Genomic DNA, 14,029 nt, shown 5'->3' with positions numbered 1-14,029 from the left:
GCCTCACCCCGCCCTGCGGAAGGTCAGGTTGATCCGAAAGGCCCCCGTCAATGGGTGCACGGCCTCGGCCAGCGGCATCACGCCGTGGTAGCGCAGGCGCGCCGGGCCACCCCAGACCACCACGTCGCCATGGACCAGGGGAATGCGCTGCGGCTTGTCGGCCCGCGCATCGCCACCGAACAGGAACACGGCAGGGATGCCCAGTGACACCGAGACGATAGGGTGGTCGTGGCTGCGCTCATCCTTGTCCTGGTGCAGCGACAGGCGCGTGCCGGGGGCGTAGCGGTTGATGAGGCAGGCGTCGGGCTCAAAACCGGCAAAGCCTGCGGTATCGGCTGCCTCGCGCGCCAGGGTGGCGAACACGGTGGGCAGGGGTGGCCAGGCGCGGCCGGTCAGCGGGTCGGCCCGGCCATAGCGGTAGCCGCTGCGGTCGGAGATCCAGCCCAGCGGGCCGCTGTTGGTCATGGCCACCGACATGCGCTGGCCGCCGGGCGTTTCGAGGTGGCGGAATGGGGCGTGGGCGGTGATCGCCTCCACGGCCTGCAGCAGGGCCGGTGCCAGGCCGAGTGCAAAGCCGCGCAACAGCGCAGCCCCGGGCGCCAGCGGTTCGCGCGTGCCTGCCTGTTGCCCCAGCAGCAAGGCCTCTTCATCGTCGCTGAACAGGTTCAGGGTCATGTCGCGTCGTGAAAGATGATGCCCGCCGTGTGCCGCATCCCTGACCGCAGGCGGCTCACGCCGTGGCGCATGTTCACGCGGTAGGGGCCGCGGGTGCCGTTGACCGGGCGGTGGTGTACCGCGAACACCACGGCATCGCCCTGGCGCAGGGGCACGACCTCGGCACGCGACTGCATGCGCGGGCGCTGCTCGGTAAGCACGAATTCGCCGCCCGTGAAGTCGCGGCCCGGCTCCGACAGCAGTATCGCCACCTGCAGCGGAAATACATGCTCACCATACAGGTCCTGGTGCAGGCAGTTGTAGTCGCCCGCCTCGTACTGCAGCAGCAAGGGCGTCGGGCGCACCTGGCCGGCCGCGTGGCAGCGGTCGATGAACTCGGCATGCGTGGCCGGGTAGCGGGTGGCGATGTCCATCACCGCATTCCAGTGGTTGGCCGTAGGGCACAGGTGCGGGTACAGCGCCTCGCGCAGCCCGGCCACCAGCGGCGGCAGCGGGTAGGCGAAGTACTGGTACTCGCCCTTGCCGAAGCCGTGGCGGGCCATCACCACGCGGCTGCGGAAGATGCCTTCTGTGGCATACAGGCTGGCCAGGGCTTGGCACTCGTATGGGCTGAGCAGAGCGGGCAGGATGGCCGCGCCCTCGGTGTTCAGGGTGTCCGTCACAACAGGCCAGTCGATGGCGCTGGCGCGGGCAGCCCAGTCGGTCGTCTGTTCGGGAAGCCGGGCGTTCATGCGGGCTGGCCCTCTGTTTGGCCATGCGTGGCCTGCCGCTGCTCACGCTCCAGCAGGGCCTGCTTGCGTTCCACGCCCCAGCGGTAGCCCGACAGGGCGCCATCGTTGCGCACCACCCGGTGGCAGGGGATGGCCACGGCCAGGGCATTGGCGGCGCAGGCCTGGGCCACGGCGCGTGCGGCGGTAGGGCTACCGATGCGCTGGGCAATGTCTGTATAGCTGGCCGTTGCGCCGGCGGGAATGGCCTGCAGCGCCTGCCATACACGCTGCTGGAAGGCCGTGCCCTGCACATCGAGTGGCAGGGCGAGGCCGAGGCCGGGGGCCTCGACAAAGGCCACCACCTGCGCCACCAGCGTGTCGAAGCTGCGGTCGTCGCCCACCAGGTGGGCCTGGGGGAAGCGGTCCTGCAGGTCCTGCGCCAGCAGCTGGGCATCGTCGCCCAGCAGGATGGCGCACACGCCGCGCGCGCTCTGCGCCACCAGGATGGCGCCCAGCGAACACTGCGCAATCGCAAAGCGGATGGTGACCTGATTGCCGCCCGCCTGGTAGCGCGTGGGCGTCATGCCCAGCACGCCATCGGCTTCTTCGTAGAAGCGGCTGGCGGTGTTGTAGCCCGCGTTGAAGATGGCATCGGTGACGCTTGCGACCGGTGCCACCAGTTCGCTGCGCACGCGCCGGGCGCGCTGGGCGGCGGCGTACGCCTTGGGCGTGAGGCCCGTGGCCTGCTTGAAGATGCGGTGGAAGTGGTGGGCGCTCATGCCCACGTGTCCGGCCAGGTCGTCCAGCTTCGGCGGGGTTTCGGCCGCCTCGATGATGCGGCAGGCCTCGGTGACCAGGGCCGCATGGTGCGCCACGGGCGACGCCTGGGTTGGCTTGCAGCGCTTGCAGGGGCGAAAGCCGGCGTGCTCGGCATCGGCGGTGCTGTCATGAAAGCGCACGTTCTCGGGCAGCGCCGGCCGTGCGGCGCAACTCGGGCGGCAGTAGACGCCGGTGGTCTGCACCGAATAGTAGAAGCTGCCGTCGGCCTTGGCATCGCGCGTGCGCACCGCTGCCCAGCGTGGGTCGGCCTGGGTGGCTGCGGCCTGGGCGGCCTTGGTGGCCTTGGCGGGGCGGGTGGTCGGCATGGTGCTGTCAGCGGTGGCGGTGGAATGCATGGGTGGCCTCGCAAAGTGAATGGAGATGGCCTGACTGTAGAAACAGCCTGCGATCCACGCACCCCGAAGCTTGCTTTTGAATTCTGCACCCATGCCGCATGGCAGGGGGGCTGTGGGGTCAGGGATCAGGCACAAAGGGCCGCGCCCTGCGCAGGCCCGTGCCGCCCCAGCGCCTCGCATCCTCGCCCGGTATCGCCAGCGGGTTGTTCTGCGGCTCCGACAGCGGTGCCAGCAGGGCGTGCAGGTCGGCCTCGCTGAACTTCACGGCGCCCTCGGCATCGTGTCCCAGCACGCCCTGGGCCAGGGCGGCCTTGCGGGCCTGCAGCTCCAGCATGCGCTCTTCGATGCTGCCTTCCACCACCAGCTTGTAGACGAAGACCGGCTGGTCCTGCCCGATGCGGTGGGCGCGGGCCGTGGCCTGCTCCTCCACGGCGGGGTTCCACCACGGGTCCATGTGGACCACGGTGTCGGCGGCGGTGAGGTTCAGGCCCACGCCGCCCGCCTTGAGGCTGACCAGCAGGATGGGCGGGCTGGTCTCGTCCTGCGCCTGGAACTGCCGCACCACGGCGCCGCGCTGGCGTGGCGGGGTCTCGCCCGTGAGGGACAGGAACGGCAGCTCCAGCGCTTGCAGCTGCCCGGCCACCAGGTTGAGCATTTCGGTGAACTGCGAGAACACCAGCACGCGCCGGCCCTCGGCCACCAGGGCGGGCAGCATGTCGGCCAGCAGTTCGAGCTTGGCCCGTTCCATGCTGGCTGCTGTCTTGCTGCCTTTGACCAGGCGTGGGTCGCAGCACACCTGGCGCAGCTTGAGCAGGGCGTCGAGGATGGTGATCTGCGCGCCGTCGAAGCTCTCGCGCTCCAGCACGCGGCGCACCTGCTTGTCGGCGGTGGCGCGCACGGCCTCGTACAGCTCGCGCTGCTTGCCCTGCAACTGCACGCGCTGGATCACCTCGGTGCGTGGGGGCAGCTCGGTGGCCACGTCCTGCTTGCGCCGGCGCAGGATGAAGGGGCGCACGCGCTGCGAGAGCAACTGCGCGCGCAGGGTCTCGCCGTTCTCCTCGATGGGCTTGCGCCAGCGCGCGTTGAAGCTGCGCACGTCGCCCAGGAAACCCGGCATGAGGAAGTCGAACTGCGCCCACAGCTCGCCCAGGTGGTTTTCGAGCGGTGTACCGGTCAGGCACAGCAGGTGCGGAGCCTGCAGGCGGCGCAGGGCGCGCGCGCTGCGGCTGCCGGCGTTCTTGACCATCTGCGCTTCGTCCAGAATCAGGAGGTGAAAGGCTTGTGCCACCAGCGCCTCCACGTCGCGCCAGAGCAAGGGGTAGGTGGTGAGCACCAGGTCGTACTCGGCGATTTCAGTGAACAGCTTGCCCCGCTCTGGCCCGTGCAGGGCCAGCAGGCGCAGGCCGGGCGCCATGCGCGCTGCCTCGGCCTGCCAGTTGAACAGCAGCGAGGTGGGCAGCACCACCAGGGCCGGGCGGGTGAGGCGGCCGGCCTCCTTTTCCACCAGTATGTGGGCCAGCGCCTGCGCGGTCTTCCCGAGGCCCATGTCGTCGGCCAGGATGCCGCCCAGGCCCTGCGCTCGCAGGTACTGCAACCAGGCCAGGCCTTCGAGCTGGTAGGGGCGCAACTGCACCTGCAAGCCCTTGGGTGCGGCGACCGGCTCGGGCGTGCCGATGGCCTTCAGGCGCTTGGCCAATTGGGACAGGCCGATATCGCCCTGCAGCTGCCAGTCATTGGCGCCATCCACCCGATGCACCTGGACCAGGCCGGCGCGCAGGGCTTCGAGCCGGCGCAATTCCCAGACGCCCAGGCGCAGCGGGTCGCCCTCCTTGCGCTGGGCGCGCTCTGGGTCGGTGAGCAGGTCGACCATGGCGCCCACGATGGCCTTGAGCGGGCCGGCGGGCGCGTCGATGCGGCGCCCGCCGGGGGCACGCAGCGAGACGATCTCCAGGTCGTCGATGCGGGCCATGCGCCGCGCGATGAGCCAGCGCGCGTCGCGCTTGAGCAGGTCGGCCAGCATGGGGGCCAGGTCCAGCGTCTCGCCGTCGATCTCGATGCCCAGGCTCAGCAGCCAGGCGCCTTCGCGTGCGGGCAACTGCAGCTTTTGCACCGGGCGCTCGCGCGGGCCCACGGGGCCGGCCACCTCCTTGCCCAGCACCTCGCCGGTGTCGGGGGTGATGAGGAGCTTCCAGCGCTGCACGGGCACGCTCTCGTGCGCAAAGCCGGGCCGCACCACCACGCTCCAGCCCTTGGCCGAGAGGCGCGGCACCTGCTCGGCCCAGAAGTCGCCGAAGAAGGCCTCCTGCGCCAGCGTCCACAGCGGACCCAGGTTGGCCGCCGCATCGCGGTTGCGCCACTGCAGGGTGCGTGCGTCCAGGGGCTGCAGGCCCAGCTCCCAGACCAGGTCCATGGCGTCGGCCTCACCCGCCAGGTCGCGCTGCATGCGCACTACCGGGCCGCCGGTGTCGTACAGGTCCTGCAGCGGCGCCGGGCGCGAGTTGAGAATGGAGGTGGGGGCCGGCGCCTGCCATGCAATGGTGGCCTGGGGCATGTCTTCGAGGCGGTAGGTCCAGTCGATCTGCGCCAGCGTCACGCTGTCGCCGCGCGGGCCCATCTTGCCCTGGGGTTTGAGGCCCAGCAGCCCATCGCCCCGGCCCAGGGTCATGAGCGTGATGCGCGGCTGGAAGTGGCCGGCGGCAATGCCGGGCGGAGGGGCAGGGCGCATGGCCTCAGGCGCTGGGGCATCGCTCTCGTCGCCCCGCATCAGCGCCATCACGCGCGCGGCCTCGGCGTCCGTGAGCGGGGGCAGGGCCTTGAGCGCATCGGCCCCGGCCTGGCGGCGCAGGGCGGCCACCCAGGCGGCGATCACCGCCTGGCGGTCGAAGCGCGGTGGGATGGGTTCTGCGGGGGAGGGAAAGGGGTCACCGGAACGTGTCACTGGGCGGTGATTGTGCCCTCAGTCTCCAAGCACGGGAACGGCGTAGTGCATGACGGACGCGTCCGATCCGCCCTGGTAGCCCGGCCCATAGATTTCCAGGTCCGCACCGCCGCTGTGGCGCTGTTCGGACCCCGCCAGCCAGTTGGCGTAGATGTAGTTGACGGTGTGGTTCACGTTCTCCGGCGCGCCCCGGTGCTCGAACGTGGCGTAGCGGGAGGCCGGCACTTCAAAATGCACCATGCCCTCGGGCAATGCGCCGACGTGCGAGACCTCGATGGCGGCGTGGTAGAGCAGCAGGTCCGAGGTGCTCGCGGTCTGGCTCACCACGCCATAGCAGACCCCGGGCACCCGGTGGGGGACTTCTGCCAGCCGGGGCATGAAGCGGGCCCACAGCGGGGGCAGCTTCTGGCCCAGGTTGTCCTTGTCGGAATCCGCGCCATAGAAATGGGTCGCCAGCCCCACCAGATGCAAGGGCGGGCGCTCGCGGATGTCGGGGGTGAGCGACAGGTTGCGGTCCAGCTGGCGCAGGTAGTCTTCGTCGAACTGGATCTTCTTGACGAAAAGACTGCGCCTGCCGAACTTGCGGTACTGGTTGGGCGTCAACGCAAAGCAGGACTTGAAGGCGCGGGTAAAGCTCTCCTGCGTGTCGTAGCCCGCCGCCAGGGCAATGTCCAGGATGCCCAGGCGCGTGTTCAGCAATTGGTCCAGCGCCTTGGCGAAGCGCCGCGAGCGGATATAGGTCTTCAGCGTCTCGTTGGTAAGGGCCTTGAAGATGCGCTGGAAGTGCCACTGGCTCAGCCCCGCCGCCCGCGCCACCTCCGACAGCTCAATGTCGGTATCGAGGTGCGCTTCGATGAAGTCGATTCCGCGCTGGATGCGGTGCAGGTAGAACATGCTGTACGAGATTCAGGGGGTGTCGTAGAAGCCGGTCATGGCCACCAGCTTACCCTGGTCGTTGTACTGGCCAGAGCTCACGCCTTCTCCCATCACTGCGCCGCTGCCGTCGTGCATCTTCCACTGGGCCATGCAGACGTTGTGGTGGCTGGCGAAACGCTCGGTCACGAAATAGGCACCGGGCAGCTGCTGGTGAAAACCCTGCATGGTTTGCGCCAGCGCTTCCCAGCCCGATGCCACGCCCAGCGGGTCGGTGTAGGTGCAGTGTTCGTCCAGGCTGGCGGCGAACAGGGCCTGCTTTTCAGCGGGTGTGGGGGCCTTCCATGAGGCGACGTAGGTCTCCCAGGTGGTTTGCAGTGCGTGGTCCATGTGTGCTCCTTGGGGTGAATAGAAGCTGCCAATGGTGCCCATCGCCGCATCCGGGCTTTGACATTTTGTGCTTATCTCACCTGCCTATTTCACACCCTGCGTTGCGGGCTCCGTGGTCGTCGCCCGCGGCCGGTGACCCAGCAAGTTCATCGCTGCGGCGGCCAGCAGGATGGCGGCTGCTCCGAACCACTGCGCGGGCTGCAACCGGTGGCCGAAGGCGATGAAATCTACCGCAATCGCCACCACCGGGTAGATGAAGGACAGCGCGCCCTGCAGGTAGGTGGGCAGCTTCTGCACCGCGCCGTAGAGCAGGATGTACATCAGCCCGGTGTGCACCACGCCCACGGTGACCAGCAGCAGCCAGGTGCGCGAATCCTGGGGCAGGGCGGTGAAATTGGCGAATGGCGCCAGCATGAGAATCCCCACGCAGACCTGCACCAGCGCAATCAGGTGCGGCGGCGTGCCGGTGAGCCGCTTGGCGATCACCGAGGCCACGGCCCAGAAGAAGGCCGCGCCCAGCGCCATGGCGATGCCCAGCGCGTAGTGGCTGCCGGCAAAGCTGGCATCCGGACGGGCCTGCACGATGAGCAGCATGCCGCCAAAGGCCAGTGCCAGCCAGCCCAGCTTGGGCAAGGTGACGCGCTCGTCGAACAGCAGGGCACCGAAGGCCACCAGCATGAAGGGCTGGGTGTTGTAGACCGCCGTGGCGATGGAGATGGAGGCGTGCGAGTAGGCGCCGAACAGCAGCAGCCAGTTGGTGACGATGGCCACGCCCCCGAGCGCGGCCCAGGCCGCCTGGCGCCAGCTGAGTACGCCGCGCAGGATGCCCATCGCCGCGCAGACCAGCGCCAGCGTGGCCGCGCCGAAGGCGCAGCGCCAGAACACCACGTCGAGCGCGGCCTGCCCCGATTGCACGACAAACCAGCCGATCGTGCCCGAAATCGCCATGGCGCCGCTCATCTCGAGCGTGCCCTGTGTTTTCTTGTTCATCACCGTTCACCCTTGTAGTCCTATGCACCGAGTGTAGAAAAATGGCGCTGGCGGGTGAATGGTTGAATGAAGGCGTTTTTTCAGATAGTCCTCATAATCGAAGGCACGGCTCGAAATTGGAGTAATTTTCTATGGACTTGGTCGATCAATCCATTCTGTCCGTGCTGCACGCGGACTCGCGTACCTCGCTCAAGCTGCTGGCCGAGCGCGTGGGCCTGTCGGCACCCAGCGTGTCCGAGCGGCTGCGCCGGCTGGAGGAGCGTGGGGTAATCCGCGCCTTCACCCTCGACATCGAGCCGCGCGCCCTGGGCTACCAGCTGCAGGCCATCGTCCGCATCAAGCCCTTGCCGGGGCAACTGGCGGCGGTGGAGCAACTGATACGCGACACGCCCGAGTTCTGCGAGTGCGACAAGGTGACGGGCGACGACTGCTTCGTGGCGCGGGTCTACGTGCGCTCCATCGAGCAGCTCGACGGCGTGCTCGACCGCATCGCCGACAAGGCCCAGACCAGCACCGCTATCGTCAAGGCGCAGACCATACGGCGCCGGCCGCCGCCCTGGACGTTGGGCTAGCGTCCCAGGACTTTCGCAAACAGCTCGTTGCGAAAGTGGATGCCCAGGCGCGCGAAGGCGCGGTTGCGGTAGGTCTTGACGGTCGGCACGCCCAGGCCCAGGTCGGCCGCGATGCCCTCGTGCGTCATGCCCTGCAGAACGCGGGCGCAGACGTCGAGTTCTCGGTCCGTCAGGTCGTGCTGCAGGCGCAGCAACCGCTCGCGCAGCGCCGGCAGGCCAAGGGGCAGGGCGATCAGGGCAGGTAGCACGGCATGGTCCGTGTCTTCCTCCTGCACCAGCGGCACCATGGCCTGCGGGCGCGCCAGCGCGATGTGCTTGCGCGCCAGGGCCAGCAGCACGGGGGCGACGCTCTCGAAGCCACTGATCTGTCCATCGCGAAACGGCGGCTGGTGCTGGTGGCGGTAGAAGTTGACCGCGAACACCGAGCCATCGCTCTCATAGTCGACCACCGAGACGCGCTCGGCCACGCCATGCGCTTCGTAGACGCGGGCGCGGTGCTCGCCCTCGACCTCGGTGGCCGTCACATGGCACAGGCGGGTGAGCGGCTCCGCAGGCACGTCCTCGAACGCGCGGCCCCAGGTGCGGTCACGGCGGTAGGGCCCTGACAGGTACGCCCACCAGCAGTCCTGCGTGGTGTCGGGCACGCCCCGGCTGGCCGACATGAACAGGGTGGGCTTGCAGCGCTGGCCCGTGCGGTACACCGACCAGGAGGCGGCAGGCAGCACCGGCGCCAGGTCGTCGAGCAGGCCGGATGCAAAACCGGGCTCGCCCAGGCGCTGCACCATGCCGGCCAGGGCCTGGCCGCTGGCGGGTTGCCTGCCCGATGCGGGCGGCTCAGGGGGAAGCCATTGCCTCATGGGGTGGGGAAGATCCGTGTCATAGCGCTGTCATCCTCAGGGATGACAGGCGGTGGGCACAACCGGATTTACGCTAGGTTCATAACCAATTTTGCCGCCAACACCGCCCATGTCCGACCTGCCCACCCTGCCCGAACCCCGCCTGAAATTCTTTGCCGACCTGCGCGTGCAGGTGGGCGTACCGCAGGAAGTGGGCCACACCGCCCATGGCCTGCGCCGGCTGATCCCCATCACCGGCGGCACGGCCACGGGCGATGGCTGGACGGCCCGCGTGCTCCCGGGCGGCGCGGACTTTCAGCTCATCGTCAATGACCGCCTGTCCGAGCTCGATGCGCGCTACGTGCTCGAAACCGATGGCGGCGATTTCATCTACGTGCAGAACAGGGCCGTGCGCTCGGGCCCGCCCGAGCTGATCGCCCGCCTGGTGCGTGGCGAGCCGGTGGACCCGGGGCAGATCTATTTCCGCTGCAGCCCGAGTTTCGAGACCGCCTCGCCCGCGCTGGCCTGGATCGCCGAGCGCATGTTCGTGGGCTCCGGGGCACGCTACCCGGATGCGGTGGCGATGCGCTTCTTCGAGCTGGCCTGAGCTTCCCGTTTTTTCTTCCCCGACTTTCCCTCACAAGAACCACTGGAGACAAGCATGAACACTTCTTTCAAACCCGTGCGGCGCGTATTGCTGGCTGCGGCCGTGGCAGCCGGCCTGGCCACACCGTGGGCCAGCGCCCAGGCGCAGCCCGCCGCCTACCCGAGCAAGCCGGTGCGCATCATCGTCGGCTTTCCGGCCGGCACGGGGCCGGACATCGTGGCGCGCCTGTTGGCGCAAAAGCTCTCCGAGGGCTGGGGCAACATGGGCGTCATCGTGGACAACAAACCGGGTGCCGGCGGCCTGATCGCCGCCAGCGAAGCGGCCCGTGCCGCACCCGACGGCTACACGCTGATGCTGGGCGAAACCGGCCAGCTGAGCATCGCGCCCAGCAGCTACAGCAAGCTGCCGTACTCGCCGCAAAAGGATTTCGTGGCGGTGAGCCAGGTGGTCACTTCGGACTTCGTGCTGCTGGTCAACCCGCAGAAAGTGCCGGCGCGCAACGTCAAGGACTTCGTGGAGTGGACCAAGCAGCAAAAGGGCCTGTTCCTGGCCACTTTCGGCGCCGGCACGCCCGGGCATTTCGGCGCCTTCATGTTCGGTGATGCGGTGCAGTTGAAGCCTGAACCCGTGCACTACAAGAACACCGCCGACGCCCTGGGCGGCCTGTTCAGCGGCGACGTGCAGGGCGTGTTCGCCAGCGTGGGCCTGGCCGCTCCCAACGTCAAGGCCGGCAAGCTCGTGGCCCTGGGCAGCACCGGTGCCACGCGCACCAATGCGCTGCCCGACGTGCCCACCATCAAGGAGCAGGGCTACGCCAACCTGGAGTTCTCGTCCTGGTTCGGCATCGTGGCGCCCGCGAAGACGCCGCCCGAGATCGTCGCCAAACTCAGCGCCGACATCGTCAAGGCAGTGCAGTCGCCCGAAGGCAAGGCCAAGATGGAAGAGGCCGGCTTTCGTGTGACGGGCACGGGGTCACCGGAGTTCACCAAGATCATCGCCGCCGACACGGTCACTTGGGGCAAGGCCGTGGCCGCCACGGGCTTCAAGGCGGATTGAGGAACGCAGTCAAGAGAAACCAACACACAACAGGAGACAAACCCCATGCCATCCATTCCATCCCGGGCGCTGGTCGCTCGCCGCGCTGTGTTGCCCGCTGCCGTGCTGCTGCCCATCGCGCTGGCCGCCTGTGGCGGCAGCAATGACGGGCCCATGTGGCCTCCGGCCAACGGCGCCTACTCCGCTGCGTGTACCGGCCTGGTGGCCAGTGCCAAGCTGGCAGGCACCACGCTGGCGACCAGCTATGTGCCGCCCGACAGCAAACGCCCGGGCGGCGCCGCCACGGGCGCCTTGCTGCCAGGCCACTGCGTGGTCACGGGCAGCATCAATCCGCGCGTCGGGGTGGATGGCAAGAACTACGCCATCGGCTTCCAGCTGAGCCTGCCGGACAACTGGAACGGCCGTTTCCTGTTCATCGGCGGTGGGGGCAACGACGGCATCCTGCGCGATACCTCGCTGAGCTCCAGCATTTCAGGCGGCACGCCTTCGCCGCTGGGGCAGGGCTTCGCGGTCGTGTCCACCGACGGGGGCCACATCGGCACCACGGCCAGCTTTGGGGCCGACCCGCAAGCGCGCATCGACCATGCCTACAACTCCTACGACAAGACCGCCGTGTCGGCCAAGTCGCTGATCGCCACGCACTATGGCCGCAAGCCCGACCGTTCGTATTTTTCAGGCTGCTCGGGCGGCGGGCGCCAGGGCATGGTGTTTTCGCAGCGCTTTCCGGACTATTTCGACGCCATCACGGCCGGCGCGCCGGCCATGCGTGTATCCAGCGGCGCTACGGTGGCGGCGATGTGGAACACCATTGCCTTCAACGCCATAGCCCCGCAGGACGCTTCGGGCAACCGCATCCTGTCGCAGGCATTCAGCAACGCCGACCTGAACCTGGTGGCGAATGCGGTCAAATCGTCTTGCGACGCAGCCGATGGGGTGGCCGACGGCATGGTGAACAACACCAAGGCCTGCCAGTTCAACCCGGCGGTGCTGCAGTGCAGCGGCGCCAAGGGGGCAGACTGCCTCTCGGCCAGCCAGGTGGGCGCGCTCACCAAGGTATTCGCCGGCCCGCGCAACTCGGCAGGCCAGGCGCTCTATGCCGGCCAACCGTGGGATCCGGGCCTGGCGGCCCCCGGCTGGCGTGCCTGGACGCTGGGCAGCTCGACCACTGCCACGCCCGATGCGCGCTATATCACGCTGATGGTGGACGCGCTGATCAACGAGTTCTTCACCCCGCCGGACCTCAATTTCAACCCGCTGGCCTTCAACTTCGACACCGACCCGGCGCGCATGACCGCCTACTCTGCGATCTATGACACCTACGCCGACGACAAGCTCACGGCCTTCCGCCAGCGCGGCGGAAAGCTGCTGCTGATCCACGGCATGTCCGACCCCATCTTCTCGGCCAGGGACACGGTGGATTACTACGAGCGGCTGGCGGCCAACAACGGCGGCATGGCCAGCACCCAGGGCTTTGCGCGGACCTTCCTGGTGCCGGGCATGAACCACTGCTCGGGCGGGCCGGCCACGGACAGCTTCGACTCGATACAGACCATGGTGGACTGGGTGGAGAAGGGCTTGGCGCCCGACACGATCGCTGCCCGGGCGCTGCCCACGCAGGCGGACTACCCGAGCCGCACGCGGCCACTGTGCCCCTATCCCCAATTCGCCAAGTACAAGGGGACAGGCAGCGTGGAGGATGCGGGCAGTTTCGTCTGCTCCGCTCAATAGGGGTTGTCGGCGACTGCCCGCGCCTATTTCTTGGGGGCGGGCAGTTGCAGTTGGGCTTCCTTGGCCACACGCACGCAGTCCTGCATGTGCTGCTCGCCCAGGTAGCGCAGCGTGGCGTAGCCGATGGCCGCTGACACCGCCTGGCCGGCCAGAGGCACGTATTTGGCCAGCTGCTTGGTGGTCAGGCGCAACCCCACGGTCTGCGTGGCGCGTATCACCAGTTCACGGGTGATGAGCTTGCCGATCAGCACCGAGCCAACCAGGCCCACGGCCTTTTGTACCTTCTCGCGCTTTTCAGGGTCGAGCTGGTCGAGTTGTTGGGCCGACAGGCCGAACTCCGAACTGATCTGCGGCAGTACGCGCGAGAGCAGGGCGGCATCCACCGCCCAGTCCAGTCCCGGCACGGGCACGGTGCTGGCAGCGGCCGCCACCAGGGCACGGCGGTGCAGCATGCGCCGGCTGCGCTGCACGGCAGCAGCCAGGGCAGGATCGTCAGCAGCCATTTGTCGGGAAGAGGGCATCGGTCGGGTCCTGAAAAAGTGCTACCTCTGATCTGGGGCCGCCATAGCCCAGGGCAATAGGCGGGCGCTCAGCTTTTGCCCTTGATCAGGCCGTAGATGAACAGCAGAACGATGGCGCCCACGATGGAGGCGATCCAGCCGGCGGCGTCGCCCTGCTGGTACCAGCCCATGGCCACGCCCACATAGCTGGCCAGGAACGAGCCTGCCACGCCCAACAGGGCTGTCATGATCCAGCCCAGTGAATCGTTTCCGGGTTTGATGGCGCGCGCGATGAAGCCCACGACCAGTCCAATCAACAGCGTTCCTATCAGTGAGAACATGGTTTGTCGCTTTGTATGCAGGTGAAAGAATGGCCAGACTTTAGCTGCACCACGCATGCCCGTCTGTCGGACGAGATGCCTTGGCCCGTGTGCTGCCACATTGTTCACAATGCCGGCGAGCCGTGTAGGACTTGTCGCACAAGCTGGCGCGCGTAGCGCTGATGACGGCCGGGACAGGGAGTGCCTAAAGTCATGGACATGCCCAGCATCGCCAGAAAGAAGCCCGCCATGCGTCCATTGACCCTTCCCGTTTCTCCCACGTCCTTCGTGGCTGCCATCGCGCTGGTGGTCGGGGTGCTTTCTGCCTCTCCATCCACTGCCCATGCCCAGGGCGATGAGGCATCGCTGCAGCGTGGTGCCGTGGCGGACATGACGCCCCAGCAGCGCTACAACACGGCCATCCGCGAGGCGGGTGGCGGAATGAAGGTCGCGCTGGAAGAGTGCCGCACCCTGGCTGGCGCCGAGCGGCGCCCGTGCGAGGCGCAGGCCCGGGCCCGCTACCAGGCGGACATGGCCGCCGCCAAGGAATTTTTGCGCAACCCCAATGCACGGCCTGTCAACGTGACCGGTGGCCCCGTTCGCGGAACGGAATCCACCTATGTGGTCAAGCCATGACCCAAAGCAAAAGCGCGCCGAAG

15 protein-coding genes are annotated in these 14,029 nt (G+C 68.0%); 5 read left to right on the top strand and 10 right to left on the bottom strand.

Features of this window, described 5'->3' with window-relative positions; genetic code table 11:
- Positions 1-3 precede the first annotated feature (3 nt).
- The 7 genes from alkB to ACSQ3Y_RS19260 form a co-directional block, all read right to left on the bottom strand.
- Positions 4-675: a DNA oxidative demethylase AlkB gene (alkB, locus tag ACSQ3Y_RS19290; RefSeq protein WP_436178519.1), complete on the bottom strand. Its 672-nt coding sequence runs from the start codon at positions 673-675 to the stop codon at positions 4-6.
- A complete protein-coding gene (locus tag ACSQ3Y_RS19285) occupies positions 672-1,406 on the bottom strand; it encodes a 2OG-Fe(II) oxygenase (RefSeq protein WP_436178518.1) in 735 nt (244 codons plus the stop codon). The genes alkB and ACSQ3Y_RS19285 overlap by 4 nt, the downstream gene beginning before the upstream one ends.
- Positions 1,403-2,530, bottom strand: a complete 1,128-nt coding sequence (gene ada / locus ACSQ3Y_RS19280; protein ID WP_436180140.1) for a bifunctional DNA-binding transcriptional regulator/O6-methylguanine-DNA methyltransferase Ada — start codon at positions 2,528-2,530, stop codon at positions 1,403-1,405. Before ada ends, ACSQ3Y_RS19285 begins: the two co-directional genes overlap by 4 nt.
- Positions 2,531-2,678: 148 nt before the next feature.
- Positions 2,679-5,498: a DEAD/DEAH box helicase gene (locus ACSQ3Y_RS19275; protein WP_436178517.1), complete on the bottom strand. Its 2,820-nt coding sequence runs from the start codon at positions 5,496-5,498 to the stop codon at positions 2,679-2,681.
- Between the two features lie 18 nt (positions 5,499-5,516).
- Positions 5,517-6,392, bottom strand: a complete 876-nt coding sequence (locus tag ACSQ3Y_RS19270; RefSeq protein ID WP_436178516.1) for a helix-turn-helix domain-containing protein — start codon at positions 6,390-6,392, stop codon at positions 5,517-5,519.
- Between the two features lie 12 nt (positions 6,393-6,404).
- On the bottom strand, positions 6,405-6,761 hold the full coding sequence (locus ACSQ3Y_RS19265) for a nuclear transport factor 2 family protein (protein WP_436178515.1): 357 nt from the start codon (positions 6,759-6,761) through the stop codon (positions 6,405-6,407).
- Positions 6,762-6,845: 84 nt separating this feature from the next.
- Positions 6,846-7,751, bottom strand: a complete 906-nt coding sequence (locus ACSQ3Y_RS19260) for a DMT family transporter (RefSeq protein WP_436178514.1) — start codon at positions 7,749-7,751, stop codon at positions 6,846-6,848.
- Positions 7,752-7,882: 131 nt separating this feature from the next.
- Between ACSQ3Y_RS19260 and ACSQ3Y_RS19255 the strand changes: the two genes are divergently transcribed.
- Complete coding sequence (locus ACSQ3Y_RS19255; RefSeq protein WP_436178513.1) at positions 7,883-8,323, top strand: Lrp/AsnC family transcriptional regulator; 441 nt, start codon at positions 7,883-7,885, stop codon at positions 8,321-8,323.
- Here ACSQ3Y_RS19255 and ACSQ3Y_RS19250 read toward each other — a convergent pair.
- Complete coding sequence (locus ACSQ3Y_RS19250) at positions 8,320-9,180, bottom strand: helix-turn-helix transcriptional regulator (protein WP_436178512.1); 861 nt, start codon at positions 9,178-9,180, stop codon at positions 8,320-8,322. The two genes, ACSQ3Y_RS19255 and ACSQ3Y_RS19250, sit on opposite strands and share 4 nt — an antisense overlap.
- Before the next feature lie 109 nt (positions 9,181-9,289).
- Here ACSQ3Y_RS19250 and ACSQ3Y_RS19245 point away from each other — a divergent pair, with 109 nt between their 5' ends.
- The 3 genes from ACSQ3Y_RS19245 to ACSQ3Y_RS19235 are packed head-to-tail and all read left to right on the top strand — an operon-like array spanning position 9,290 to position 12,550.
- The gene (locus ACSQ3Y_RS19245; RefSeq protein WP_436178511.1) at positions 9,290-9,766 is read left to right on the top strand and encodes a DUF3237 domain-containing protein; all 477 of its coding nucleotides are present in this window, start codon (positions 9,290-9,292) and stop codon (positions 9,764-9,766) included.
- 54 nt (positions 9,767-9,820) lie between these two features.
- A complete protein-coding gene (locus tag ACSQ3Y_RS19240; protein ID WP_436178510.1) occupies positions 9,821-10,822 on the top strand; it encodes a Bug family tripartite tricarboxylate transporter substrate binding protein in 1,002 nt (333 codons plus the stop codon).
- Positions 10,823-10,867: 45 nt separating this feature from the next.
- A complete protein-coding gene (locus tag ACSQ3Y_RS19235) occupies positions 10,868-12,550 on the top strand; it encodes a tannase/feruloyl esterase family alpha/beta hydrolase (RefSeq protein WP_436178509.1) in 1,683 nt (560 codons plus the stop codon).
- Positions 12,551-12,573: 23 nt separating this feature from the next.
- Here ACSQ3Y_RS19235 and ACSQ3Y_RS19230 read toward each other — a convergent pair whose 3' ends face one another.
- Both ACSQ3Y_RS19230 and ACSQ3Y_RS19225 read right to left on the bottom strand, forming a co-directional pair.
- Positions 12,574-13,071, bottom strand: coding sequence for a hypothetical protein (locus ACSQ3Y_RS19230; protein ID WP_436178508.1), 498 nt, complete (start codon positions 13,069-13,071; stop codon positions 12,574-12,576).
- 68 nt (positions 13,072-13,139) lie between these two features.
- The gene (locus ACSQ3Y_RS19225) at positions 13,140-13,391 is read right to left on the bottom strand and encodes a GlsB/YeaQ/YmgE family stress response membrane protein (RefSeq protein WP_436178507.1); all 252 of its coding nucleotides are present in this window, start codon (positions 13,389-13,391) and stop codon (positions 13,140-13,142) included.
- Positions 13,392-13,619: 228 nt separating this feature from the next.
- Between ACSQ3Y_RS19225 and ACSQ3Y_RS19220 the strand changes: the two genes are divergently transcribed.
- On the top strand, positions 13,620-14,006 hold the full coding sequence (locus ACSQ3Y_RS19220; RefSeq protein WP_436178506.1) for a hypothetical protein: 387 nt from the start codon (positions 13,620-13,622) through the stop codon (positions 14,004-14,006).
- The last annotated feature ends 23 nt before the right edge of the window (positions 14,007-14,029 follow it).

This window comes from Acidovorax sp. LjRoot66 (assembly GCF_964253305.1).
Classification (GTDB): Bacteria; Pseudomonadota; Gammaproteobacteria; order Burkholderiales; family Burkholderiaceae_C; genus Acidovorax.
Note: the sequence above shows the minus strand (reverse complement) of the source record. Positions and strands in the feature narration are given on the sequence as shown.